The organism is Pseudoalteromonas 'SMAR', from assembly GCF_048515945.1.
In the GTDB taxonomy this organism is placed as follows: domain Bacteria; phylum Pseudomonadota; class Gammaproteobacteria; order Enterobacterales; family Alteromonadaceae; genus Pseudoalteromonas.
On sequence record NZ_JBLWMW010000029.1, the window covers coordinates 32,800 to 57,994 of the forward strand.

Annotated in this window: 22 protein-coding genes; 12 read left to right on the plus strand and 10 right to left on the minus strand. The window is 45.0% G+C overall.

Annotation, left to right across the window (positions count from 1 at the left end):
- Positions 1-7: 7 nt before the first annotated feature.
- Genes mfd through ACNKW2_RS12850 form a run of 3 tightly spaced genes read left to right on the plus strand, consistent with a single transcriptional unit; the run spans position 8 to position 4,565 of the window.
- A complete protein-coding gene (mfd, locus tag ACNKW2_RS12840) occupies positions 8-3,484 on the plus strand; it encodes a transcription-repair coupling factor (protein WP_419148938.1) in 3,477 nt (1,158 codons plus the stop codon).
- Positions 3,481-4,305 carry a CsiV family protein gene (locus ACNKW2_RS12845; protein WP_419148939.1) on the plus strand — a complete coding sequence of 275 codons (825 nt, stop codon included), beginning with the start codon at positions 3,481-3,483 and terminating at the stop codon, positions 4,303-4,305. The genes mfd and ACNKW2_RS12845 overlap by 4 nt, the downstream gene beginning before the upstream one ends.
- Positions 4,306-4,316: 11 nt before the next feature.
- Positions 4,317-4,565: a DUF3862 domain-containing protein gene (locus tag ACNKW2_RS12850; protein WP_336566288.1), complete on the plus strand. Its 249-nt coding sequence runs from the start codon at positions 4,317-4,319 to the stop codon at positions 4,563-4,565.
- 118 nt (positions 4,566-4,683) lie between these two features.
- Here the strand turns inward: ACNKW2_RS12850 and ACNKW2_RS12855 are convergent, their stop codons facing one another.
- From ACNKW2_RS12855 to seqA, 6 genes are all read right to left on the minus strand, one after another.
- Positions 4,684-6,261 (minus strand): dihydrolipoyllysine-residue acetyltransferase, encoded by a 1,578-nt coding sequence (locus ACNKW2_RS12855; RefSeq protein ID WP_419148940.1) that lies wholly within the window; start codon positions 6,259-6,261, stop codon positions 4,684-4,686.
- Positions 6,262-6,270: 9 nt separating this feature from the next.
- A complete protein-coding gene (locus ACNKW2_RS12860; RefSeq protein ID WP_336566282.1) occupies positions 6,271-7,248 on the minus strand; it encodes an alpha-ketoacid dehydrogenase subunit beta in 978 nt (325 codons plus the stop codon).
- A complete protein-coding gene (locus tag ACNKW2_RS12865) occupies positions 7,248-8,465 on the minus strand; it encodes a thiamine pyrophosphate-dependent dehydrogenase E1 component subunit alpha (RefSeq protein ID WP_336566281.1) in 1,218 nt (405 codons plus the stop codon). Before ACNKW2_RS12865 ends, ACNKW2_RS12860 begins: the two co-directional genes overlap by 1 nt.
- A gap of 264 nt (positions 8,466-8,729) precedes the next feature.
- Positions 8,730-9,764, minus strand: coding sequence for a succinylglutamate desuccinylase (astE, locus tag ACNKW2_RS12870; protein ID WP_419148941.1), 1,035 nt, complete (start codon positions 9,762-9,764; stop codon positions 8,730-8,732).
- Between the two features lie 202 nt (positions 9,765-9,966).
- Entirely contained in the window at positions 9,967-11,604 is a 1,638-nt protein-coding gene (gene pgm, locus ACNKW2_RS12875; RefSeq protein ID WP_419148942.1) for a phosphoglucomutase (alpha-D-glucose-1,6-bisphosphate-dependent), read from the minus strand.
- A gap of 9 nt (positions 11,605-11,613) precedes the next feature.
- Positions 11,614-12,174 carry a replication initiation negative regulator SeqA gene (gene seqA / locus ACNKW2_RS12880; RefSeq protein WP_336566277.1) on the minus strand — a complete coding sequence of 187 codons (561 nt, stop codon included), beginning with the start codon at positions 12,172-12,174 and terminating at the stop codon, positions 11,614-11,616.
- 134 nt (positions 12,175-12,308) lie between these two features.
- On the opposite strand from seqA, the gene ACNKW2_RS12885 reads away from it, so the two are divergent.
- The 5 genes from ACNKW2_RS12885 (at position 12,309) to fur (ending at position 14,752) form a co-directional block, all read left to right on the plus strand.
- Positions 12,309-13,076, plus strand: a complete 768-nt coding sequence (locus ACNKW2_RS12885) for an alpha/beta fold hydrolase (protein WP_419148943.1) — start codon at positions 12,309-12,311, stop codon at positions 13,074-13,076.
- A gap of 87 nt (positions 13,077-13,163) precedes the next feature.
- A complete protein-coding gene (locus ACNKW2_RS12890; protein ID WP_336566274.1) occupies positions 13,164-13,385 on the plus strand; it encodes a DUF2788 domain-containing protein in 222 nt (73 codons plus the stop codon).
- Positions 13,385-13,663, plus strand: a complete 279-nt coding sequence (ybfE, locus tag ACNKW2_RS12895; protein WP_010372698.1) for a LexA regulated protein — start codon at positions 13,385-13,387, stop codon at positions 13,661-13,663. The genes ACNKW2_RS12890 and ybfE overlap by 1 nt, the downstream gene beginning before the upstream one ends.
- Before the next feature lie 14 nt (positions 13,664-13,677).
- Entirely contained in the window at positions 13,678-14,205 is a 528-nt protein-coding gene (gene fldA, locus ACNKW2_RS12900) for a flavodoxin FldA (RefSeq protein ID WP_336566262.1), read from the plus strand.
- A 100-nt stretch (positions 14,206-14,305) separates the two neighbouring features.
- Positions 14,306-14,752, plus strand: a complete 447-nt coding sequence (fur, locus tag ACNKW2_RS12905; protein WP_336566261.1) for a ferric iron uptake transcriptional regulator — start codon at positions 14,306-14,308, stop codon at positions 14,750-14,752.
- Between the two features lie 79 nt (positions 14,753-14,831).
- On the opposite strand, the gene ACNKW2_RS12910 is transcribed toward fur, so the two are convergent.
- Positions 14,832-16,658, minus strand: a complete 1,827-nt coding sequence (locus ACNKW2_RS12910; RefSeq protein ID WP_419148944.1) for a protein kinase domain-containing protein — start codon at positions 16,656-16,658, stop codon at positions 14,832-14,834.
- Positions 16,659-16,719: 61 nt separating this feature from the next.
- Complete coding sequence (gene glnS, locus ACNKW2_RS12915; RefSeq protein WP_419148945.1) at positions 16,720-18,384, minus strand: glutamine--tRNA ligase; 1,665 nt, start codon at positions 18,382-18,384, stop codon at positions 16,720-16,722.
- A 303-nt stretch (positions 18,385-18,687) separates the two neighbouring features.
- Here glnS and ACNKW2_RS12920 point away from each other — a divergent pair, with 303 nt between their 5' ends.
- Both ACNKW2_RS12920 and ACNKW2_RS12925 read left to right on the plus strand, forming a co-directional pair.
- Positions 18,688-19,758: a DUF3083 family protein gene (locus ACNKW2_RS12920; RefSeq protein ID WP_419148946.1), complete on the plus strand. Its 1,071-nt coding sequence runs from the start codon at positions 18,688-18,690 to the stop codon at positions 19,756-19,758.
- A 166-nt stretch (positions 19,759-19,924) separates the two neighbouring features.
- Complete coding sequence (locus tag ACNKW2_RS12925) at positions 19,925-20,779, plus strand: hypothetical protein (protein WP_419148947.1); 855 nt, start codon at positions 19,925-19,927, stop codon at positions 20,777-20,779.
- A gap of 155 nt (positions 20,780-20,934) precedes the next feature.
- Here the strand turns inward: ACNKW2_RS12925 and ACNKW2_RS12930 are convergent, their stop codons facing one another.
- Entirely contained in the window at positions 20,935-21,861 is a 927-nt protein-coding gene (locus ACNKW2_RS12930; protein ID WP_419148948.1) for an electron transfer flavoprotein subunit alpha/FixB family protein, read from the minus strand.
- Complete coding sequence (locus tag ACNKW2_RS12935) at positions 21,858-22,610, minus strand: electron transfer flavoprotein subunit beta/FixA family protein (RefSeq protein ID WP_419148949.1); 753 nt, start codon at positions 22,608-22,610, stop codon at positions 21,858-21,860. Before ACNKW2_RS12935 ends, ACNKW2_RS12930 begins: the two co-directional genes overlap by 4 nt.
- Positions 22,611-22,787: 177 nt before the next feature.
- On the opposite strand from ACNKW2_RS12935, the gene ACNKW2_RS12940 reads away from it, so the two are divergent.
- Together ACNKW2_RS12940 and ACNKW2_RS12945 are read left to right on the plus strand one after the other, a co-directional pair.
- Positions 22,788-24,437, plus strand: coding sequence for an electron transfer flavoprotein-ubiquinone oxidoreductase (locus tag ACNKW2_RS12940; RefSeq protein ID WP_419148950.1), 1,650 nt, complete (start codon positions 22,788-22,790; stop codon positions 24,435-24,437).
- 155 nt (positions 24,438-24,592) lie between these two features.
- Positions 24,593-25,069: an acyl-CoA thioesterase gene (locus ACNKW2_RS12945; RefSeq protein WP_419148951.1), complete on the plus strand. Its 477-nt coding sequence runs from the start codon at positions 24,593-24,595 to the stop codon at positions 25,067-25,069.
- Positions 25,070-25,195 lie beyond the last annotated feature (126 nt).

The following is a 25,195-nucleotide window of genomic DNA, read 5'->3' on the forward strand; positions in this document are numbered from 1 at the left end:
GTAGTCAATGGCGAATGGGCAGTGGAACAACTTACCATGGGTAAAATCGACAACAGATAAAATAGCATGGGGTAACTTGGTTGGCAGTAGCCTCGCCTTGTGCCTCAGTGAAGCTATTCAACAACACGATAACCTGGTGGTGTTAGTCACTCCCGACACGCCCTCTGCCCTGCGTCTCGAGCAAGAGCTGGGCTTTTTATTGCCAGATATCCCGGTGATGCTGTTTCCAGACTGGGAAACGCTTCCTTACGATCATTTTTCACCGCATCAGGACATTATTTCTCAGCGCTTGGCCAGTTTAAATACCTTAAAGCATGAAAAACAATCCGTGTTGATTGTGCCAGTTGCCACACTGATGCTGCGGACCGCGCCGCCCAGTTTTATTCATGGCATGAGCTTACAAGTGAGTAAGGGCCAAACCATCGATGCCCAAGCGCTGCGGGATAAATTAACCGCAGCGGGATACCGTCACGTGCAACAGGTAATGGAACATGGTGAGTTCGCCGTTAGAGGCTCTATTTTAGATCTCTACCCGATGGGTAGCCCACTGCCGTTCCGACTTGATTTTTTCGACGACGAACTCGACTCTATCCGTCATTTTGATATTGAAACGCAGCGCTCTAGCGACGAAGTCGATGCCATTGACTTACTTCCTGCTCACGAATTCCCAACCAATGCTGAAGACATAGAGCGTTTTCGCATTGGCTATCGAGAAGCGTTTGGTGCCAGCAGTGAAAAAGACAGCGTCTATATGCAAGTCAGTAATGGCAACTGGCCTGCCGGGATAGAATACTATCTGCCGTTGTTCTTCGAGCAGCTTTCCACCATTTATGATTATCTGCCAAGCGATGCCGTAATGATGCCTCTTGGCGACATTGAAGATGCTGCCAAGCAGTTCTGGCAAGATGTCGAAAAACGCTATGAAAGCCGCAAAGTCGATCCCCTACGGCCTTTGTTACCGCCAGGCTCACTATACCAACCAGTGGAGAGTCTGTACGAGGGCTTAAATCAATTTGCTCGGATCAAGCTAAGCCAAGCCCAGCTTGGGACTAAAGCTGGCCATCATAATGTTGCCGCGGAATTAATCACCGATGTGCGCATTGACCATAAACAACAAGCACCGTTTGAGAAAATACTGAACTTTGTGACTGCACGCAAAAAGCAACAATCCAAAGTCCTATTCAGTGTGGAATCGGAAGGTCGCCGTGAGTCGCTGCTAACGCTGTTAAAACCCACCGGTTTAAAGTTACAAGCGTATAAATCCATTCATGACTTTTGCCAAAGTGATGCTGATGTCGGTGTGGTGGTGAGTCCACTGGCTACCAGTGTTGAGCTCCATCAGGGTAAGTCCAGTCTTGCCATTGTCACTGAGCAAGAGTTACTGGGCCTTAAGGTGTCGCAAAAACGCCGCCGCAAACACAAATACGAACAAGGGCAAGACGCTCTTATTCGCAATTTAGCTGAGCTAAAAGAAGGCCAACCCATTGTTCACTTAGATCATGGTGTGGGCCGCTATTTAGGCTTAGAAACCATTGACGCTGCGGGCGTGGCAACCGAGTTTGTCACCATCACTTATGCCAATGATGCCAAGTTGTATGTGCCAGTCTCTTCTTTGCACATGCTAAGTCGTTATTCTGGTGGTGAAGAGGCCAGTGCGCCGCTGCACAAACTCGGTAATGACGCTTGGGAGAAAGCCAAACGTAAGGCGGCTGAAAAAGTCCGCGATGTCGCGGCTGAGCTATTGGACATTTATGCTAAGCGGCAAAGTAAACCAGGCTATGCCTTTAAGCTCGACAGCAACGCCTATCGCGAGTTTTCTGATAGCTTTCCTTTTGAAGAAACCGATGATCAGCGTAATGCCATCACCGCTGTATTGGCAGACATGCAATCGAGCTTAGCCATGGACCGCCTCGTCTGTGGCGATGTCGGCTTTGGTAAAACCGAAGTGGCCATGCGCGCCGCTTTTGTGGCAGTGAATGACAATAAACAGGTAGCCGTGTTAGTGCCCACGACGTTGCTGGCACAACAGCATTTTGAAAATTTTAAAGACCGCTTCGCCGATTTACCCATTGAAGTGGGAGTGTTGTCGCGATTTAACTCGGCAAAAGAACAAAAAGACACCTTAGATAAGTTACAACAAGGTAAAATCGACATTGTCATTGGCACCCATAAACTCATCCAAGAGAACATCAAGTTTGCCGATCTTGGGTTATTAATAGTGGATGAAGAGCACCGTTTTGGTGTCAGACAAAAAGAGAAAATCAAACAGCTGCGTGCCGACGTTGATATTCTTACCCTTACCGCCACCCCTATTCCACGTACCCTGAACATGGCTATGAGTGGCATGCGTGATTTATCGATAATAGCCACGCCGCCCGCGAAGCGCTTGGCGGTGAAAACCTTCGTTCGCGAGCGCAATGATGAGTTGATCCGAGAAGCCATTTTGCGTGAAATTAAGCGTGGTGGCCAAGTTTACTTTTTACACAATAACGTTGAGACCATAGATAAAGTCGCAGCAGACGTCAGTGCCTTAGTACCAGAAGCGAATGTCACCACCGCGCACGGGCAGATGCGTGAAAAAGAACTAGAGCACCTGATGAGTGAATTTTATCATCAGAAATTCAATGTTTTAGTCTGTACCACCATCATAGAAACCGGCATCGATATCCCATCCGCGAACACCATTATTATGGACCGCGCAGATAAACTTGGCCTAGCTCAGCTACACCAGTTACGTGGTCGTGTGGGCCGAAGCCACCATCAGGCGTATGCTTATTTACTTACCCGTAATAGCCAAGCACTAACTAAAGATGCTGTAAAACGTTTGCAAGCCATTGAGCAATTGGAAGATCTGGGTGCAGGTTTTGCTTTGGCAACCCATGACCTGGAGATCCGAGGCGCCGGTGAGCTTTTAGGCGATGACCAAAGTGGTCAGATCCAAACGGTGGGCTTTACACTGTACATGGAAATGCTCGAGCAAGCGGTCGAGGCATTAAAAAATGGCAAAGAACCGACGCTCGATAACCTCTTGCAACAACAAAGCGAAGTGGATCTTAAATTCCCTGCTTTATTGCCGGATGACTTTATTCCTGATGTGAATATTCGTCTAAGTATGTATAAGCGTATCGCCAGTGCCAAAACCTTGGCCGAGCTAGATGATTTGCAAGTGGAGCTGATTGACCGCTTTGGCTTATTGCCAGATGCCAGCAAGAACTTGTTTGCTCTGCAAACGGTCAAATTAAAGGCTACAGAGCTTGGCATCCAAAAAATTGAAGCCAACCCCAAGGGTGGATTCTTTGAGTTTACAAGTCATACTAAAGTTAATCCAACATTCATCATCGGCTTGATACAAAGTAATCCGTCGGTGTACCGTATGGAAGGCGCTAACAAACTTAAGTTTATGATAGAAGAAAAAAATGGCCAAGAGCGACTAAAATTAGTCAATGCCATGATCAGTGACTTCGAGAAAAAGGCAGTAGCATGAGAATAATAAAAAGCCTAGCGTTGTTGAGTGCGGCTGTACTGAGTACATCCGCCCATGCAATTCGCTGGTTTGAAGTGGAAATAATCGCCTTTAAGCAAGCACCTAGTTACAGCATCAAAGAAGATTTTAGCATCGAACCTGAAGCGCTAACTGAGCGTAACCGGCTCAATTTATTGTTAGAGGGCTTTAATCACACCGGTTATGAACTGTGTTTGCAAGGCCGTGCTCGATTTCAGGACCGTTCTTTTATCCGCACGTTAACTCAGGGGAAAAGCTCCCCTTGGTGTGAGCCTAGCCGCGATTATGTCAGCCTATTTGATACTCTGCCTCTGAGCCCAAGTGTTGAGCCGCAAGAGCACATGGACTCCATCTACTTGCTGGATAAAAGCCAATTACAATTTCAAGACAAACTAGCCCAATTGCAACGCAAGGATTTACAGCCGCTGCTTCATACTGGCTGGCGTTTTCCAGAGCAGAGTAAACGTCGTGCACCCAATGTTGTTATTGTTGCAGGTGAGCAATATAAGCAGCCTGCCAGCATCACGGCAGCGATTAATCGCGAGCCACTGGGTTCCCTAGTTTCCCCTTATATCAGCGAGGAAACACGAGCCGCTGCAGAATTTGAACTGCAAGGATTAATTAAAATCCACGTGCGACATTATCTCTATGTCACCACGGATCTCGATTTAAAGTACGAGGATGAAGGTAAGCTTCGTACTGCTCGAATGTCACAGTATACTCGTGTATACAGTGGTGATATTCATTACTTAGATCACCCAAAAATAGGGGTGATTTTCCAAATAAGAAAATATAAGCATTAGGCGAAATCACTATGAAAAAATTAATCACAGCTGCAGCCCTTTTAACTCTTGTTGGTTGTTCAAAAGTAAACTTAGAGAACTACAATAAATTAGAAGTGGGAATGGATAAAACCGAAGTAGAAAAAATCCTTGGCAGTGCAGACAAGTGCGAAGAGAAAACACTTCATACTAACTGCATCTGGGGCAGTGAAGAGAAAAATATCACCGTGACGTTATTATCCAATAAGGTGACGATTTATTCGAAAAAAGGTTTGCAATAATCACCAAGCCACTGAAGTGAATAACTGTAAAACCAAGCTCTAGGGCTTGGTTTTTTATTGCCACAAAAAAGGGCCGTCAAGGCCCTTTACAACAAGTAGAAACTAGCAAAAACAATGGTTAGCGCATGGCCATCATCATTTTAGCCGGTTCCTCTAGGAAGGATTTCCAAAGGTTATTAAAGCGTGCAATGGTGCCACCATCAATAATACGATGATCACCAGACCAACTCACTTGCATGATGGAACGAGAAACCACGTTACCTTGCTCATCAAAACGAGGAAGCTTTTGCACCTTACCTAATGCCACAATGGCCACTTCTGGCTTGTTAATAATTGGCGTTGCTACCGTACCACCTAGTGCCCCAATGTTAGAGATAGAGATTGTGCCCCCTTTCAAAGCATCCGGTGAAACACGGCCTTCTCTTGCGGCATCCGTCAGTTCAGTAACCGATTGCGCAACATCAACAATCGACTTGTTTTGGCACGATTTAATATTCGGCACCAATAAGCCTAATTTACTGTCTACGGCCATGCCAATATTGTGATCGTCATAATACGTCACTTCAGTGCAATCATCATTGACCTTGGCATTAAGAATTGGAAATTCATTAATGGCCAAAGATAACGCCTTAATGAAAAATGGCATCATGGTCAGCTTAATGCCCTGCTTAGCGTACTGCTCTTTCAGTGCTAAACGCAGTTCAATTAACTCAGTCAGGTCAATTTCATCACAATAGGTAAAGTGTGGAATGGTAGAGACAGACGCCACCATTTGTTTGGCCATTGCCGCTTTCATACCGCGCAGAGGTTCAACACGCGTACCGCCTTGCGACACAGGTGTTTGGGTTGCTTGCGCTTCAGCCGCTGCAGGTTGTTCACTGCCTTGAGCTTTGTTGTCACTTTGCAAGAAGTGGTCGATGTCCTCTTTGTACACGCGGCCATTTTTGCCCGAGCCTGGTACTTGCGATAAATCAACGCCGACTTCACGTGCTTTGCGTCTTACTGCCGGCGAAGCAATGGCTTTACCTGACTTAGGTAACTGACGCTGACTGTTATCACTATCATTGTTTTCCGGCTTAGCTTGCGCTTTGCTTTCTTGTGGTTTATGCACATCAGCAATGGGATCGGCGGCTTTGCCACTGTGACTTGAAGCCAGCTTCATCTGGAACAGAGGGCTGTGTACTTCAGCGATTTCGCCTTTTTGATAGTATAATTTTTCTACTACACCATCGTATTTAGCTGGAATTTGCACTAATGCTTTGTCAGTCATTACGTCACAGACTGGCTGATCTTCTTTGATCTCATCGCCTTCTGCAACCAGCCACTCGACAATCTCACATTCCACAATGCCTTCGCCGATATCCGGTAAAATGAAGTCTTCCAATACTGAGCCGGAATTGTCATTAGAGGCGGCAGACTCTTGGCTTGCAGATTGCTCTGCTTCAGCGCTTGCTTCACCTGCGACATCCATCGCAAACAAAGGCTCATGCACCTTGGCTATTTCACCTTTTTGATAATGAAGCTGGGTGATCACGCCGTCATGTACTGCTGGGATCTGTACTAACGCTTTGTCGGTCATGACATCACAAATTGGCTGATCTTCTTTTACTTCATCACCTACTGCAACGAGCCACTCGACTATCTCACATTCAACGATGCCTTCGCCGATATCCGGTAAAATAAATTCTTTTGCCATAACCAGTCCTTAAAACTCCATTGAACGTTTGATTGCTGCAAATACTTTATGGGCATCTGGAACGTATTCTTTTTCCAGTGCCAATGGGTAAGGGGTATCCAAACCACATACTCGCTCAATTGGTGATTCTAAATGTAAGAAACACTCTTTTTGGATGGTGGCAGCAATCTCAGCACCAAAGCCATTGGTGATTGGCGCTTCATGGCTGACCACCAGACGACCGGTTTTAATCACCGATTGTGCAACCGTGTCAACATCCCATGGCAAGATACTACGCAAGTCAATCACTTCACAGCTAATGCCAGCTTCTTCGGCTTTTTTCGCTGCCTGCTCGATGATCTCCATTTGTGCGCCCCAGGCCAGCAAAGTAATGTCTTTACCTTCTGAGATGACCTCGGCTTTGCCTATTTCAATGCTGTAATCTTCTTCTGGCACTTCCCCTACTGAGGCACGGTATAAACGCTTCGGCTCGAAGAATAACACTGGGTTATCGTCTTTGATGCAGGCACGTAATAAGCCTTTTGCTTGATAAGGGTTACGCGGCACCACTATTTTCAGACCAGGGGTGTGAGCAAAGTAAGCTTCTGGTGACTGCGAGTGATATAAACCACCGGCAATACCACCACCGTATGGTGCACGAATAGTCAAATTACCAACATTAAACTCATTACCAGAACGGTAACGGAATTTAGCCGATTCATTCACAATTTGGTCAAAGGCTGGGAAAATGTAATCAGCAAACTGAATTTCTGCCAGCGCTGGCGCACCAAACGCCGCAAGACCGTTAGCAAAACCCAAAATGCCTTGCTCAGTCAATGGCGTATTAAAAACTCTGTGTTTACCGTATTTTTCTTGTAGACCAGAAGTGGCACGGAATACGCCACCAAAGTAGCCCACATCTTCACCAAAGATACACGCTTGCGGATGCTCTGCCATGGTGATATCTAACGCCGAATTAATGGCGTGTAACATGTTCATTTTAGCCATTATTTAATTCTCCCTGCCGTCACTGGATAAGCATCTGGGTATGCTTTGATATGTGATTTGAGTTCTTCGTATTGCTTTTGCAACGCAGGGATAGGCTCGTCATACACATCCGATACTAAATCTTCTAATGCCGGCTTTTGCACTTTTTCAGCTACTTTCAGTGCTGCAAGAATGTCTTCACGGATCTTCTCTTTTTCCGCTTCGTCTTCTTTTTCATCAAGCCAACCTTGGTTTAGTAGCCAAAGTTTAAAGCGATTAACAGGACAATTTGATTTAAATTCCGCCTCTTCATCTTTAGTACGGTAGCCCGATGGGTCGTCTGATGTTGAGTGCGCCCCTAAACGGTAAGCGATGGATTCAATCATCACCGGCTCGCCATTTTCAACCGCAATTTTTCGTGCAGCTTGAGTCGCTGCATACACCGCTAGGGCGTCAGCGCCATCAACACGAATGGTTTTAATGCCATAGCCAACACCGCGAGCGGCGATGCCATCGCCTTTAAATTGTTCATCAGCAGGCGTCGAAATCGCATAACCATTGTTACGAGCGTAAAAAATCACTGGTGCACCGTGAACCGCGGCCATGTTTAGACCGGCATGAAAGTCCCCTTCCGATGCTGCGCCTTCACCAAAGTAGCAAATGGTGACGTTATCAATTTCAGAGTTAAGCTCACCCGACTCTTTATCAACGTGCTTCAGTTTTTGGCCATAAGCATAGCCTGTCGCTTGTGGGATCTGAGTACCCAATGGCGATGAAATAGTAAGGTAGTGCAGGTCTTTAGAACCATAATGCACCGGCATTTGGCGGCCTTTACCTAAATCTTTCTCATTAGAGAACAGTTGATTCATAAACTGCTCTAATGAAAAGCCACGATAATGGATCGCCGCTTGTTCGCGGTACTGTGCCATTATCATGTCATCTTCTTTTAACGCTGCCGTACTTGCCGTTACCGCAGCTTCTTCGCCAAGGCATTGCATATAGAAGCTGATCCGCCCTTGACGCTGAGCGCCTTGCATACGTTCATCTAACAATCGGATAAAACGCATGGTGGCGTAAATTCTTAGCGCCGTTTCTTTATCTATTTCAGGTGCCGTTGCACCATCAAGCACTTCGCCTTGGTCACTTAAAATCTTTAACGTAGGGATATTGAGTGCATGACCATCAATAAATTCCAGCGCATGGCTGATATTTAGCGATATATTATTGGGGTTAGTCATAACCTACCTTCTCTTGTTGTCATAACAAACTTACCAAAGCTGGAAGCTGTCCTGCTTTTATTCGCGGTTTTAATTGTGTTGGCGCGCGTTAATGGCTACCAGGATAATATTTGCGAATTTAGTAAGTAAATTAAATTAAAGCGTTTCAACTTTACGTTAACGTAAACGGTTATTCAACTAATCCTAGATGAATAACCGTTAAAATGCACTAACGAATTTGGAAAGTTTTTGATACGAATGGTGGACTTAAGTTACACCATTGTTTTAAATAAAGTTTTCTTGAGACTCTAACGGAAGAACGGTTAACAATGCGCGCTGGCCCAAAGCCACATTGGCATTGGGGAAAATAATCGCCTCGCCATCCACTTCCGCAAAATATTCTTTGTCTCCGTCTCTTGCGAGTAACTCGCCTTGCTTAAATCCGGTAAAGTTTACTGCGGAGTCAGGGAAAGAAAACGAGAAATCCGTGTTGGTACGGTTTATGGTGCGGTGTACGGTGAAGATTTCGAAGTCCTCTGCATTATATTCCTTATATTCTACCGATTCCTGGCTAATTAATGCTTTCAGCGTGGCCTTGGTTTTAGCAAACTTGGCCATGTCATTTTCACCAAATGGCTTAACCTGACCCAGCTCAATGGTAAAGGCATCGGCACCGAATTGTCGCGATGAATAGTAACTAAAAGTGGTGGCCGCACTGCTCATCATTAACACGGTATTGACCCCACACGAGAGTAAAAACTGTAATTGAGATTTCTTCCACGGTTTACCATGCAAATAAGGATACACCGCGAACTTTTCATTTTTAGAGCCGCGTATCGCCGTATGTAGGTCGTAATGACAGCGGTAACGTCCTTCTTCCTCTGCGTTGAAAAAGTCACTGACGTACTGCTCTAGTTTTTGCGCTCGAACTTGTTCTGGGTTGTCTGATTTATTTTGGTGCGCGCCGTTGAACAAACGATTAAGATTTTCATCGACAAAACGCTTACCGATGTTAATTGATTTCGGGTTGCCAAAAATAAATAACACGCGCTGTGTAAGCTTTAGTTCGCCAGCGATGATCTGCTGAATTAACTCGTCACAAATCTCGATAGGTGCTGTTTCGTTGCCGTGAATTGCGCTAGAAAGCACAATATCTTTTGTGCCCTTATCAACGGGAGTAAACTGGATAACGCCAGTATCCAGAACCTCAACATGGGTACCGTTTTCAAGGGTAAAGCTAGCTGCAGGCAATGAAAACTCGTTACTTCTGGTTATGCTAAGAAAATCACCGGTTTGTTTTAAATTTTGTAAGTACGTCATAATTCCAATTACAATTGCTTGTGGTTAGTTAATCGCTTTCTTGCCGCCTCAGTTAGGATGTGTTGCGTTGGTTTCATGGCTAAATACCGACGCAGTTTTAAACGTAACACCAACAAAGTGAGTCAATAACGCAAGCTCGATCACGAGTTAATATTAACTTTGCTACAAAAAAGCCATACAAGGTGTATGGCTTTTACGATTTCTACTGGATTACAGTGTCGACTAGCGATTTAGCGGCTTGTTCTAACTCAGCTAAATGGCCTTCGCCTTTGAATGACTCAAGGTAAATCTTATATACGTCTTCTGTGCCAGAGGGACGGGCAGCAAACCAGCCATTGCTGGTGACCACTTTCAGCCCCCCAATCGCAGCGCCATTACCAGGAGCATGGGTTAAAATGTCAACAACCTTATCACCAGCTAATTCCGTTGCACTAATGTTGTCTGCGCTTAGCTGTTTTAATTTGGCCTTTTGCTCTGGGGTTGCCGGAGCATCAATGCGTTTGTACACAGCAGTGCCGTGCGACTGTGTCAGTGCGTGGTAATATTGAGACGGTGTTTGACCTGTAACTGCCAAAATCTCTGCCGCTAACAGCCCCAAAATAAAGCCGTCTTTGTCAGTGCACCAGGTACTGCCATCTTTACGAAGGAAAGCCGCGCCAGCACTTTCCTCTCCACCAAAGGCAAGTTCGCCACGACTAAGGCCATCAACAAACCATTTAAAGCCCACCGGCACTTCGTAAAGTTCACGCTCATTAGCCGCCACGATTTTATCGATAATGGCGCTAGAAACCAGCGTTTTACCAATTTTGACCTGTGCCGGCCAATCGCGATGCTTAATTAAATAATCAATCGCCACCGCTAAAAAGTGATTGGGATTCATCAAACCATCAGCGGTGACAATTCCATGGCGGTCAAAGTCAGGGTCGTTACCAATGGCAATATCATAATCTTGTTTTAACGCCAGTAAATTGGCCATGGCATATTCAGAGGAACAATCCATGCGGATCTTGCCGTCTTTATCCAGTGGCATAAAGGCAAAGCTAGGATCGACAACATCGTTCACTACTTCCAAGTTAAGGTCGTAGTGTTTGGCAATCACCGGCCAGAAATTAATCCCCGAACCACCCAATGGGTCAACCCCTATTTTAACCCCTGCGCGCGCGATGGCAGCCATATCGACAATGCTGTCAAGCTCTTTGACGTAAGGCGTAATAAGGTCTTGGTATTTAATAAAGCCAGAGCGTTTCGCCTTGGCGTAGGGAAATAACTCTACCGCAACCAAGTCTTCAATCAGTAATTGATTGGCGCGGTCCTCAATCCACTTAGTCACCTCGCCGTCGGCAGGTCCTCCATTGGGCGGATTGTATTTAAAGCCGCCATCTTCTGGCGGGTTATGTGACGGTGTCACCACAATACCATCGGCGAGCTCATTAGGGTGCTGGCGGTTATGATTGACAATCGCATGGCTTATCACCGGCGTTGGCGTGTAATCATCGTTTTCCTGAGTTATGACTTGCACTTCATTAGCAACCAATACTTCAATGGCTGAATTGAATGCGGCTTCCGACAGAGCATGGGTGTCTTTGCCTAAAAAAAGCGGACCAAAAATGTCATTTTTTTTGCGGTAATCACAAATGGCTTGAGTGATGGCCAAAATGTGCGATTCATTAAACTTAAAATGTAACGAGCAACCGCGGTGTCCACTGGTGCCAAAGGCAACACAATGCTCTGGGTGTTCTTCTAGATCGGGTTCATTCAGGTAATAAGATGAAACTAACTTTGGTACATTAACCAACAGTGCACGGTCTGCCTGTTTGCCAGCTTGCGGGTGGATTGCCATAAGATTTCCTTATAGGTAGTCTCGGATTTTTTCAGCCGCTTCATCGGTATAACCTAACACCTTAGCTACCTCATGAAGCATCATTTTTTTGCGCGTAGTATTGGAGTTGGTCATCACCCAGTATTCGCTGTCGACGATGTTTTTTGGGTTCATACTGCTACCGCTTTCCAATAAGGCTTCTTTGCTCGTTGCAAAGTATATGCGGTCACGACCTTTAATGTCTAAAACATTACTAAAATCTTCTTTGTGCGTACGGTGGAAGGCGGCCAAAATAAATAAGAAGCGACCAACCACTCCTTTTTGCATTGCTAATTCTTCTTTGTTGAGAATATTAAATACATTAGCAGCGGGTTTGCTTGGCTCAGGAGTCGCTTTGGGCTTTTCTTTTGCAGTGTTATTTTCGCTACTCGTACTTGCTGCAGTGTCCGGCTTAACAGGCTCAGGTGCTTTGCTAACGCCAGGAGTCAGTTTTAATAAACGACGCAATATCTCCGAAGCACTCTCACCGATGCTCTGGGTGTTGCTTGCAATGTATTGATAAAGCTCGTCATCTATTTCTATTTTTTTCATGCGTTTCCTGTCATCTGTGCTAATTAGGAGCAACTTATCTAATTAGCCTAAGTATATCCAAAATTAACTTATTACTCTACGGCTTTGCATTTTTACCTAGCAATGTCACAATTAGCGCCAATTTTGGAGGGCACATGCTGTTAAATTTTCAACAAAGCGGCGATCCAAACAACCCTTGCGTAGTGGTGATGCACGGGTTATTTGGTTCATTAGAAAACCTAAACGTGGTCGCAAAAGCGTTAGCACCAGACTTTTATGTCATCAACATTGACTTACGTAACCATGGTCGTTCATTTCACCATGTTGATATGTCCTATCCCGATATGGCCAATGACGTTAAAGCCCTGCTTGATCACTTAGCGATAACCAAAGCACACCTTGTGGGTCATTCCATGGGCGGCAAAGTGGCGATGCAAGTGGCACAAAGCTACCCTGATTTGGTTGCTAAATTGGTGGTGCTCGATATCGCCCCTGTAGCGTATCACAGTCGTCATGACGCCATTATTGCAGCCTTAACAGAAGTGCAAAATGCCAGCATAAACAGTCGCGCAGAAGCCGATACCATAATGGCGAAACACATAGAAACCCTTGGTGTGCGCCAGTTTCTATTGAAAAGCCTGGCCAAATCCGACGCTGGCGAATTCAGTTTTCGTTTCAATTTGGACGTGATTGCAGAAAAATACAATGCTATTACAGCAAACATTAATGAAACGCATTCTTGTTTGTGCGATACTTTGTTTATTAAAGGCAGTGAATCAGATTATATTTTGCCTGAGCACAGAGAAGCCATTACTCAGGCTTTCCCTAATGCCAAAGCAAAAATAATCCAGGGTGTGGGTCATTGGCTCCATGCAGAAAAGCCACAAGCAGTCAATCGCTCTATTATTGATTTTCTTCAATAAATGGCGTTGATTTTAGCCCGATACGCTTAAATTAACCGTGCTGGTTATGTTATAGTAGCCGCCGTTTAAGTATTGAGTAGAGCTCAGATGGTCAGTCAATTTATAAATGAATTTGAAACGCTGGGGCTGTGGTTTGCTTTGGCTGGTATATTCTTTTTCATCGGTATGGCAATTCAGGACGTACTTAAGAAAGGCGATGTACCAAAGTTTGGACGCTACACGGTGTGGCTCGTACTATTTCTTGGTTGTTCTGGGTTCATTGCCAAAGGCTTAATCCAAGTATTCTGGCAAGGTGCAGGTGTAGGATAATGGCCAAGGCTGAAACAGATAGAACCACTATCGACCTGTTCGAAAACGAAAAGCGACCAGGGCGTCCAAAAACAAATCCACTTCCCCGCGAAGTGCAGTTAAAAGTCAATAAGCGCAATCAGATCAAACGCGATCGCGCCCGTGGACTTAAAAGAGTTGAATTTAAGGTTTCATCAGAGTTGTATCAAGCGCTAAGTGATATGGCAGAGTCACAAAACATCAGTCGTAGTGCACTCATCGAGACCATTTTACAAGAAAAGTTAGCGGTTAATAGATAGAAGGTAAGCAATTAATGGCAAGCGTAGGTATTTTTTTCGGCAGTGACACTGGTAACACAGAACACGTCGCTAAAATGATTCAAAAAGAATTGGGCAAAAAGCTTGTAGATGTCAAAGACATCGCAAAAAGTAGCAAAGAAGAAATTGCAGAATTCGATTTACTGCTGTTTGGTATTCCGACTTGGTACTATGGCGAAGCACAGTGTGATTGGGACGATTTCTTCCCAGAGCTGGAAGAAATTGACTTCGACGGCAAGCTGGTAGCCATTTTCGGCTGCGGCGATCAAGAAGATTATGCTGAATACTTCTTGGATGCCATGGGCATGATCAATGATATTGTGACTGAGCGCGGAGCTATCGTCATCGGTAATTGGTCGACTGACGGCTATGACTTTGAAGCGTCAAAAGCGTTGGTTGATGACAATAACTTTGTCGGCCTTGGCATTGATGAAGACCGCCAACCGGAACTGACTGAGCAGCGGGTTAAGCAGTGGTGTGCACAGGTATACGATGAAATGTGCCTGAGCGAGCTGGAAGATTAATTGCAATTGTTTTGCACTTGCTGCCCGAGCAAGTTATTCTTAGGACATGCGTCGTGATATTCCTAAGACGAATTATAACTAACAGATTGAGACAGATTTAATGACTGATCACAACTTAGAGCTTAAAAAGGCTGGTTTAAAAGTAACACTTCCACGCATCAAGATTCTAGAGATCTTACAGTCTCCAGACAACCAACATATCAGTGCTGAAGACGTTTATAAAATTCTGCTTGATAAAGGTGAAGAAATTGGTCTAGCTACCGTTTACCGGGTACTTAACCAATTCGACGATGCCGGAATTGTCACTCGCCACCATTTTGAAGGCGGCAAATCTGTTTTTGAATTATCAGGCAGCACCCACCATGATCACCTTGTTTGCCTAAAATGCGGTAAAGTGGTTGAGTTTGAAGACGATGTTATCGAACGTCGCCAAGAAGAAGTAGCCACCGCAAACGGCATCACACTAACCAACCATTCACTGTACTTGTATGGTGAGTGTGAAGACAAAGAAGCGTGTAAGAAATTTGCAGAGCAAAACGGCAATTAACTAAAATTGCATGCCCTATTAAGCATTAAGCCAGCATTTGCTGGCTTTTTTTTTGCCGAATACCTAGGCTGGCTTTAGTTTATGTATTGCCAGTATACTCTTTCGGGTTTTTCGGAAAGTAAAACGCTTCATGCTTATCACACAAAGAAAATTCTCGGGTATTTTTGTACGGCAGCTTCATAAAGCCTGCCACCCCATAATCTTGAATACTCACGGCGTACTGCATAATGGTTGTCAGTAGTTGCTGAAACTGTTGCTCTTTACTGGCATCAAGTAAGCGGTAGTAATAGTGTATTTTCATCCTGTCTTGTAAGGATTCGAAAATAATACAGCCGGTATGGTGGATCTGATTGAGCTCAAAGACACATTGGATGATTTGCTTAGGTAACTGTAATTGCTCATCGGGGTCTTTACCGTCTTCAAAATAAGAGTGCGGGCGAGTTATTTCACTGCTGGTAATGTCACTGACCGTGTATTCGAGTTGCGGTAAATGCTCGAAATCAAACGCCCCGGTGTCATCGCGATTGAGCTGAATAGACTGCCGAGCATCAAATAAGCAACATTTAAACAGCCCCTTTTGCTTTATCCCCTGTGCCAACATCACAGTGGCATTAACGGAATCTTTAAATGCTTTGTCGAGCGATTCATCGTGCAGGATCAAGCTAGATTCAACAAATAATTGCGTTGCTTTCCAATGGAAACTCAGCCCCCCTACTACTGGAAATTGAGCCAAACGGCTGATAGAAGCTAAAAACGCTTTTTCGGTATCGCCGGTATCAAATAAAAACTCTTTATAATAGCGGTCAAGTTGTGCGTCATTGACGTCTCTTAAATTATGGTTTTCATCGGCACGGCGAAGAAACTGTTTACGTGAGCTGTAGACAACGGTTTCGGGTTTTACCGCTGCCGTGGTTGACCAAAAAGGAATGCGTGATTTTGCTTCACTTAAGTCCAAAGGCGGCAACAACAACTTGGCCATGGCTGGCATATTGCGAATAAAGTAATCGCCAGCTTGATCACGAGTCGCTTTGTCTTTACTCAACATGCCATCAAGCACCTGAGCAAACACTTTTGGTAAGCCAAGGGCACTGGCAGGTAGTACTTGAGCCCCAAAGCGACAAGACTGGGCGCTGGCCAAAGCATAAATGGTGGAGGCCACGCCTTGTTCATCAAACCGCGGGGACGATTGCGCGCCAGACATTTGTTCATCGCCAATGAAGTAAACATCCCCCATGCGGGCATTGGTGGAACTGACGTCTGAAGACATTAAATCCATTATATTACTGGCTATGGGCTCGCCATGAATATCGATTTGGGCATACACAGAGCTTCCCCAATCCACTAAGGAAAAGCGGTTATGCTCTTCATCCCAGACAATATTTGAGGGTTTAATATCACCGTGAACAATAGGTTGTGGTGACATGCCCACCCGACGTTCCCGTAAATCTACCAGCACGTTACGAAGGTTAAGTGCAAGAGTAACCAGCTCATGGGCTGTGAAACGGCCTTTACGCAAGGAGATCTTTTCTAAATCTGCCCCGGGAGCCCGCTCCATCATTAAAATACCTTGTTTTTTTACCCTTTCAAAGGCATAAAACTTAGGCACCATGGCATTATTGATCTGCGAGAGCATATAGGCTTCGTCTTCTAACCTATCTCTCACACTTTGGGCTAAGGTGATCCGAGAAAATTTGAAGACCCAATGGGCTCCTGTTTCACTGGTGCCTGAAAAAACGAAACCAAAAGCCCCGGAGCCTATCACTTCCACGTCACGGTAACCCAGTAGGCTAAGCTGCTTTTTACATATGTTCAGCCATTGCCGGTGTTTTTTCGCGTCGTGATGGGACAGCAAATAAATAGATTGCTGCTCATTGATGTAAAAGTGCTGGATGGATTTTTCAGACATAACAAATGCGTGTGATCTTGGCCGCAACAAAAAAGGCCGGTATCAACCGGCCTTCTTGGTATTACCCTTTTTGTTCGATTTTAGCCCACGAGTCACGTAAGCCAACCGTTTGGTTAAATACTAATTCCGTGCTTTTATTATCACGACAGAAATAACCTAAACGCTCGAATTGATACCCTTGCTCAGGCTCAGCATTCGCCAAGGCTGGCTCTAACTTAGCGTGTTCAATAACAACCAGTGACTCTGGGTTTAAGGTCGCCGTGAAGTCTTCTGCTGCAGCAGGATTTGGCACGCTAAACAAACGGTCGTACTGGCGCACAGGAGCATCAATACAGTGCGTGGCCGACACCCAATGGATCACCCCTTTTACTTTACGACCATCGCTTGGGTTCTTGCCCAAGGTTTCTGGATCATAGCTACAGTAAATGGTGGTGATTTCACCGTTGTCATCTTCTTCAATGCGCTCAGCTTTGATAACGTAAGCATTACGTAGGCGCACCTCTTTACCTAGCACAAGACGTTTGAATTTTTTATTCGCTTCTACTCGGAAATCTTCTTTTTCAATGTAGATTTCACGCGTAAACGGCAGCTCTCGTGTGCCTTTGTCAAGGGTTGGATGATTTGGTGCAGTGAGCATTTCCACCTCACCTTCAGCAAAATTCTCAATGACAATTTTCACCGGATCCAACACGGCCATGGCACGGGGAGCATTCTCGTTGAGGTCATCACGAATACAGGCTTCCAACATGCCCATCTCAACCATGTTGTCCATTTTGGTTACACCAATGCGCTTACAAAATTCACGAATGGCCGCTGGCGTGTAACCGCGACGACGTAAACCTGCAATGGTTGGCATACGCGGGTCATCCCAGCCTTCAACGAAGTTATTTACCACTAGGTCATTGAGCTTACGCTTTGACATAACGGTGTATTCAAGGTTTAAACGAGAAAACTCAATCTGCTGTGGATGGCAATCAATGCTGATGTTGTCCAGTACCCAGTCATATAAACGGCGATTGTCTTGGAACTCTAAGGTACACAGTGAATGCGTGATCCCTTCCAAGGCATCCGAGATACAGTGGGTGAAATCGTACATTGGGTAGATGCACCACTTATCACCGGTTTGATGGTGATGAGCAAATCTAACGCGATAAATGATTGGGTCGCGCAGCACCATAAATGAGCTTGCCATGTCAATCTTAGCACGGAGCACACATTCGCCTTCTTTAAACTCGCCGTTACGCATTTTTTCAAATAAGGCCAGGTTTTCTTCTGGTGAAGTGTCACGGTACGGGCTGTTCTTACCTGGCTCAGTTAACGTGCCGCGATACTCACGTGCTTGCTCTGGGGTCAAGAAACAGACATACGCCTTGCCGTTTTCAATGAGTTCAACGGCATATTGGTACAATTTATCAAAGTAGTTTGATGAATAGCAGATCTCACCATCCCACTGGAATCCTAACCAGTTTACGTCTTCTTTAATCGACTTAACGTAGTTGATGTCTTCTTTTTCTGGGTTGGTGTCATCAAAACGTAAATTACACTTACCATTGTAGTCTTCTGCAATACCAAAATTTAGGCAGATAGACTTAGCGTGGCCAATATGTAAAAAACCATTTGGCTCAGGTGGAAAACGGGTATGGGTAGACGCGTGTTTACCACTGGCCAGATCCGCATCGATTTTATTGCGGATAAAGTTTGTTGGGCGATTCTCAGTTTCCGCCATAGGAAATCTTTCCTCTGAATTATGCTCTTAGTTAACCTCGGCATTATTACAAAAACGAGCACGAACTTACAGCAAATATCTCCACCAACGGCGGATTTATTTATCGCTCTAAAGTTTTGATTAATTTTTGTGACAAATTTTGTTCTAGCGCAATATTAGCGTCATAACAACCTCCTATAGTGGCGGCATAAACGAGGAAATTGCAGTGCTCTTGTCTTACTACCTCACCATGAAGTGATATAAAAGACTGAGACTCACAATCTGCGATTTCAACCTGTTAATTTACCGAGGAAGGGATCCAACATGGCTTCGATGAACTTAAACCGCGTCTATATTTCCACCAAAGCACGTAACAATCACTATATTTTGGCTGAGTTCAAACCCGATGATGCGTTTTATCGCTGCTTTGACTCTGTCACTGCGTGTTATGAGCGTTTGTCACGACAACTGTTTGCACTGTGCGATGAATACGAATTGCACAATGTCCATGTGATTGCTAACGATAAACTGCCAGTAGTGCGATATCACGATGAAGCGTATACCATGCAAACGCAAAAACAGATTATGTTTTTCTATAATCCTAAGTTTCATGAAGCCCATAAAACCTATGTAAACGAGGACTACCAAGCACGCAAAATTCGCTTATTATTTTTAGCCACGGGCGACGAGCTGCGTGCCAATGCGGCCGATTTTCACAACAAAGTGAAAAAAGTACTCGATGAAATGAAAGAAAGCTTCAAGGACAACCAACCAGAATTTAGAGTACGAGATCACCAGCATTTAACCTATGATTTGTTTGCTAAAGCCAAAGGTGACAAAGAATCCTATGGTTATAAGCTCAGAGCACTCTACCCGCGCTACCAAGCACGCAACTGCAGTTTGCCAGATCACTATAATGAAATGACTTACGTCACCTTTAATATTCCCGTTTCCAGAGCGATGAAAACCCATTACCAGAGTCAAATGCGACCGGGGGATTACAGCCAATTTTATCGCCAAGTTGAAGACAGCTTTTTGTCGGCCTGTGCAGATAAGCAATTGAATATGGTGGCTATGGTAGCCGATGGCCGCTTACCGATTGTACGCAGTGCCAAAATCGATAAAACCGATACCAATCGCGAGTTACAAAAGTTGAGCTTCGATACTGGCAGTGGCGAAAATCAAATTTATTCGCTGTTCGACGACGCTAACTTAGTCGACACGATCCGCTTTGTGGTGGTGGCCAACGACAAAGACAAAAAAGACATGGGCTATGGCCGCTTTATGAACCATGTTGAAAGTGTCATTAAGCGCTTTGTCTCTGAGCTGCCTGTGAATATTGAGAAGCAAGACGTTAATGTGCGCTTTTTCCAGCATATTAGCTACGACTACTAAATACCTTTTAGCCACAATGGTATAACTTCCATGCCCCTGCATTCTTGTAGGGGCGTTGTAGCCCTGCCTTTTTAAATGTTATCTGTTCAAATCTATTCATGTCGGATCAGTTAAATTATCGCTGTGGATTGACTATAGTTAACGATAACCCTACTTGGTTCGATGTATGAAAAAGATAAGTTTACTGTACCTATTCGTGATCTTGCCTGCCATTGCCAGCAGCCATAATGTCACTTTGCTCAGTGATGATCCGAATGACCTAACCTTATTTAACCAAACAGGCTCTAATGACTTAGCCAGTGATACTTACCGCCTGCTATTCGCCCGGTTAAGTGATATCAATTTTGAATTAGAAATCGCGCCCAGTGCACGAATTGCCGCTCTATTAAAACAAGATAAAACCATGTGTGCCCTAAACAGAATTAAAACCGCGCAACGCAGCTTAGTTAATCTTTATTCCTACCCAATTCACCTATACCCGAGCCATCGACTTTATTATTACCAAAATAACACGCCAATATTGCCCACTATGAAGACAAAGCAAGGAGCACTTAAAGATTTGTCGGTGTTATTTGCACGCTACCCTAAAGCCATTATTGCTGTTGAGCAAGGTCGCTCTTATGACAAAGTGATTGATGAGCAATTGTCTCAGTTAGCTGTAGAAAATGTGGTTAGACGCTCCGGTGGTGATGCCTACCGAGCCTTAATTGATATGTTTAGCCGCCAACGCGTCGACTTTATTTTGACTTATCCAACGGTGTTTAAGCATTATTTTAATGAATTAGATAACACAGTTAGTGCTATTGCTATAGCCAAACACCCAGAGTTTGTTGCAGGTCACATAGCCTGTACTGATACTCGTGAGTCACGGGCCATTATCAACAAAATTAATCAGGCAATGATGTCAATATACCGACAACAGGAATATCTTGATATTTACTTTAATCACCTACCAAAAAGTGACCATGACTTAGTGACACGGCGGATATCAGACCTGTTTGTCAGAATCAAAAGTAATTGAGGCCGACTCACTTTATTTTTTCAAGTCTCTAGAGAAAACACAAAGTGGTTAATTGGATCACTTAGGCTATAACGAAAAAAGCCGCGGCACAAGGCTCAACGGCTTTAACAACCAGAATACATATACTCAATACCATGGCGGTATTGAGTAGAAAATTATAAGGCTTGTTCTAGCTCTGGCAGCGCATCAAACAAGTCAGCCACTAGGCCATAATCCGCCACTTGGAAGATAGGCGCTTCTGGGTCTTTATTGATTGCAACAATGACTTTTGAATCCTTCATCCCAGCTAGGTGTTGGATAGCGCCACTGATCCCAACGGCAATATACAGATCCGGTGCCACGATCTTACCCGTTTGACCTACTTGCATGTCATTTGGCACAAAGCCAGCATCAACCGCCGCGCGTGACGCGCCAATTGCGGCACCAAGCTTATCTGCAATACCATTCAACAGTGCAAAATTATCGCCATTTTGCATCCCGCGGCCACCAGAAATAACCACTGGCGCTGCCGTTAGCTCTGGGCGCTCTGATTCGGTTTGTTCAACGCTGACAAATGAGCTTAGCGACGACGACATGCTTTGCGAACGGTTTTCAACTTCACAAGCGCCTTGAGTCGCTGCAGCATCAAAAGCAGAGGCACGAACCGTGATCACCTTTTGGCTCTCAGCAGATTTTACCGTAGCAATGGCGTTGCCCGCATAAATGGGGCGCTTAAAGGTATCGGCGTCAATAACATCAACAATTTCTGAAATTTGCGATTTATCTAATAATGCCGCCACTCGAGGAGCAATGTTTTTGCCTGTTGTCGATGCGGCAAATAGAATGTGGCTGTAGTCGCCAGCCATATCCACAACCAGATCCGCCATGTTTTCTGCCAGTTGATGCTCAAAGGCACTGTCATCGATGGCAATTACTTTATTTACTCCGGCAATCTCGGCACTGCTAGTTGCGACGTCGGCAATGTTTGCACCCGCAACCAGTACGGTTATGGCGTCTGCAATTTTGCTTGCCGCTGTAATTACCTTCGCGGTTTCTGGCTTTAGAACGCCATTTTCGTGCTCAGCAATAACTAATACGCTCATGAGATCACCTTTGCTTCTGTTTTTAATTTTGTCACTAATTCGTCAATGCTTTCTACCATTACACCACCAGAGCGCTTCGCTGGCTCTTCTACTTTGACCAGTTCAACTCTTGGGGTTAAATCCACACCTAAGCTGTCAGCGGCAACAACATCTAGTGGTTTGCGCTTAGCTTTCATGATGTTAGGTAACGAAGCGTAACGTGGTTCGTTTAAACGTAAGTCGGTCGTGATAACGGCCGGTAATGCCAGAGCAACGGTTTGTAGGCCGCCATCCACTTCACGAGTAACCTGTACCTTATCGCCTTCAATGCTTACCTTTGAAGCGAAAGTACCCTGCCCGCGCTGGGTCAATGCAGCCAACATTTGCCCAGTTTGGTTATTGTCAGAATCAATAGACTGCTTGCCTAAAATAACCAGCTCAGGATTTTCCTGCTCAACGAGTTTCGCCAACAGCTTAGCAACATGAAGCGACTCAAGTTTGGCGTCGGTTTCAATGTGAATGGCTTTGTCAGCACCTAAAGCCAATGCGGTACGCAACTGCTCTTGGCAAGCTTTATCACCAATTGAAACGGCAATCACCTCTGTAGCCGTGTTTGCTTCTTTTAGGCGAACCGCTTCTTCAACGGCAATTTCACAAAATGGGTTCATCGCCATTTTGACATTGCTGAGATCCACATCACTGTTATCCGGTTTGACTCTTGCCTTGACGTTGTAGTCAATCACGCGTTTGATTGGCACAAGTACTTTCATGGTTACTCCATCATCTGGTTATTCTTCAGGCTGACGTCTACGTCAACAAAATTATTTTATTGGATTCAGACTACTTCCTGTTGACGTAAACGTCAACCTCAAATAACCTTAGTTTAACGAAAATCAAACTAAAGCCTCTCTTTAGTTAATCTACCGTCAAATAGTGTGAGGTTAAAAATGGTCGAACGCGAAACCATGGAGTTTGATGTTGTGATAGTTGGTGCGGGCCCAGCAGGCTTATCGTGCGCTATCCGACTCGCTCAACAGGCACAAGAACAACAACAAGAATTAATGATCTGCGTCGTCGAGAAAGGCTCTGAGGTCGGCGCACATATTCTCTCTGGCGCTGTTTTCGAGACCAAAGCCTTAGATGAATTAATCCCAGATTGGGCTGACAAAGGCGCGCCTGTTACCACTAAGGTAGCCGCTGATGACATCTATTTATTTAAAAACGAAAATGATGCGACTAAGTTGCCACATGCTGTGGTACCTAAGACATTTAAAAATGATGGCAATTACATCGTCTCTATGGGCAATGTCTGTCGCTGGCTTGCTGAGCAAGCGGAACAACTAGGCGTGGAGATATTCCCAGGCTTTAGTGCGCATTCATTGCTAGTCGAAGAGGATGAAGTCAAAGGGATTATCACCGGTGACATGGGACTCGACCGTGATGGCCAACCCAAAGACAGTTACATGCCCGGCATGGAGCTGCGCGCCAAATACACCGTGTTTGCAGAGGGCTGTCGCGGCCATTTAGGTAAAGAGTTAATCAGTCAGTTCGAATTAGACAAAGACGCCTCACCGCAACACTATGGCATTGGCTTTAAAGAAATTTGGCAAGTGGACCCCAGTAAACACCAAGAGGGCTTAGTGGTTCATGGCACCGGGTGGCCTTTGGATAACGACACCCATGGTGGCTCGTTTATGTACCACGCCGAAAACAATCAAGTGGTGGTGGGTCTTATTATTGACTTAAATTACAGCAATCCGCACTTGAGTCCGTTTGACGAGTTCCAGCGCATGAAGCACCACCCTACGTTTGCTGAGGTCTTAAACGGAGCTGAGCGTGTTGCGTATGGCGCCAGAGCCATTGCCAAAGGTGGCTTCCACAGCTTACCTAAAATGCACTTTCCAGGCGGCCTATTAATAGGCTGTGATGCCGGCACGCTTAACTTTGCCAAAATCAAAGGCAATCACACTGCGATGAAATCCGGTATGCTAGCCGCCGACGCCATTATTGAAGCCTTAGCTGAAGAGAACCCAGCGCCAGAATTGCACAGCTTTGCCGACAAGTTCAAAGCCAGTTGGCTGTATGAAGAGCTTTATCAGTCACGTAACTTTGGCCCCGCAATGCACAAATTTGGGCGCATTTTAGGTGGCGCCTACAACATGATCGATCAAAACATCTTCTCTGGAGCACTTCCCTTCACCATTAAAGATGAACACCAAGATCACACGCAATTAAAACCGGCTTCTGAGGCTGAAAAAATCAATTATCCAAAGCCCGATGGCAAGCTCAGCTTTGATAAGTTGTCGTCGGTGTTTTTATCTAACACCAATCACGAAGAGGTGCAGCCTTGCCACTTAAAGCTCACAGATGCGGATATACCAATTAAGGTGAATTTAGCCAAGTATGATGAGCCTGCGCAGCGCTATTGCCCAGCTGGTGTGTATGAAGTGAATGAAGATGAACAAGGTGACAAACAGTTTGTCATCAACGCGCAAAACTGTATTCACTGTAAGACGTGCGACATTAAAGATCCCAGTCAAAACATCACCTGGGTGACGCCTGAAGGGGCTGGTGGACCAAACTACCCCAATATGTAGGCTATTTGTTTTATCCTAAATTGCACAAGGGGCTTACGGCCCCTTTTTTGTTGCCTACAATCACTCGTTAGGTAATGATTTATCGCCGTAATTTAGCCAAAAGCTGTTTTCCTTTCTATAGTTAGCTTAAGACGCCAGAATATGGAACAACAACTATGTCACAACAATCTGTCACTTTTCGATTTCTTGCTGAACCCACTGACGTGAACTTTGGTGGCAAAGTCCATGGCGGCATGGTGATGAAATGGATAGATCAAGCTGGCTACGCTTGTGCTGCCGGTTGGAGTGGTAGCTACTGTGTTACCGTTTCAGTAGCCGGTATGCGCTTCCACCGTCCAATTTTAGTGGGGCAAATTGTTGAGGTGTCTGCTCGTATTGCCCACACCGGCAACACCAGTATGCAAATATTTATTCAGGTTCGCTGTGGCGATCCTAAAACACAGCGCTTAGTGGAAACCAACCATTGCATTATCAGCTTTATCGCTATGGATCAGGCCGGTTACCCCATTCAGATCCCACAATTTAAAGCCAAAACAACGGAAGAGAAAAAACTCGAAGCGTATGCGGTGAAAATGAAGGAAATAGCGATCCAAACCGAATCGCTATTAGAAGAAACGCTGGATGGCAGTTAACCTGCTTGCGCTTTAATCTCTGCTAAACGGAATTGACTATTGGGCTCACCAAACACCACCACTGAGCACTCGCGGTAGTGTTTAGAAATCTGTGTCATTTCACTAGAATACACAAAAGAGGAATGA

Coding starts and splice junctions, on each gene's coding strand:
- ACNKW2_RS12945 (WP_419148951.1), top strand. CDS start 24,593: ATGTCACAACAATCTGTCACTTTTCGATTTCTTGCTGAACCCACTGAC.
- ACNKW2_RS12865 (WP_336566281.1), bottom strand. CDS start 8,465: ATGACTAACCCCAATAATATATCGCTAAATATCAGCCATGCGCTGGAA.
- ACNKW2_RS12910 (WP_419148944.1), bottom strand. CDS start 16,658: ATGTCTGAAAAATCCATCCAGCACTTTTACATCAATGAGCAGCAATCT.
- seqA (WP_336566277.1), bottom strand. CDS start 12,174: ATGAAAAAAATAGAAATAGATGACGAGCTTTATCAATACATTGCAAGC.
- ACNKW2_RS12845 (WP_419148939.1), top strand. CDS start 3,481: ATGAGAATAATAAAAAGCCTAGCGTTGTTGAGTGCGGCTGTACTGAGT.
- astE (WP_419148941.1), bottom strand. CDS start 9,764: ATGACGTACTTACAAAATTTAAAACAAACCGGTGATTTTCTTAGCATA.
- fur (WP_336566261.1), top strand. CDS start 14,306: ATGACTGATCACAACTTAGAGCTTAAAAAGGCTGGTTTAAAAGTAACA.
- ACNKW2_RS12930 (WP_419148948.1), bottom strand. CDS start 21,861: ATGAGCGTATTAGTTATTGCTGAGCACGAAAATGGCGTTCTAAAGCCA.
- ACNKW2_RS12920 (WP_419148946.1), top strand. CDS start 18,688: ATGGCTTCGATGAACTTAAACCGCGTCTATATTTCCACCAAAGCACGT.
- pgm (WP_419148942.1), bottom strand. CDS start 11,604: ATGGCAATCCACCCGCAAGCTGGCAAACAGGCAGACCGTGCACTGTTG.
- ACNKW2_RS12860 (WP_336566282.1), bottom strand. CDS start 7,248: ATGGCTAAAATGAACATGTTACACGCCATTAATTCGGCGTTAGATATC.
- ACNKW2_RS12890 (WP_336566274.1), top strand. CDS start 13,164: ATGGTCAGTCAATTTATAAATGAATTTGAAACGCTGGGGCTGTGGTTT.
- glnS (WP_419148945.1), bottom strand. CDS start 18,384: ATGGCGGAAACTGAGAATCGCCCAACAAACTTTATCCGCAATAAAATC.
- ACNKW2_RS12935 (WP_419148949.1), bottom strand. CDS start 22,610: ATGAAAGTACTTGTGCCAATCAAACGCGTGATTGACTACAACGTCAAG.
- ACNKW2_RS12855 (WP_419148940.1), bottom strand. CDS start 6,261: ATGGCAAAAGAATTTATTTTACCGGATATCGGCGAAGGCATCGTTGAA.
- ACNKW2_RS12885 (WP_419148943.1), top strand. CDS start 12,309: ATGCTGTTAAATTTTCAACAAAGCGGCGATCCAAACAACCCTTGCGTA.
- fldA (WP_336566262.1), top strand. CDS start 13,678: ATGGCAAGCGTAGGTATTTTTTTCGGCAGTGACACTGGTAACACAGAA.
- ybfE (WP_010372698.1), top strand. CDS start 13,385: ATGGCCAAGGCTGAAACAGATAGAACCACTATCGACCTGTTCGAAAAC.
- mfd (WP_419148938.1), top strand. CDS start 8: ATGGCGAATGGGCAGTGGAACAACTTACCATGGGTAAAATCGACAACA.
- ACNKW2_RS12940 (WP_419148950.1), top strand. CDS start 22,788: ATGGTCGAACGCGAAACCATGGAGTTTGATGTTGTGATAGTTGGTGCG.
- ACNKW2_RS12925 (WP_419148947.1), top strand. CDS start 19,925: ATGAAAAAGATAAGTTTACTGTACCTATTCGTGATCTTGCCTGCCATT.
- ACNKW2_RS12850 (WP_336566288.1), top strand. CDS start 4,317: ATGAAAAAATTAATCACAGCTGCAGCCCTTTTAACTCTTGTTGGTTGT.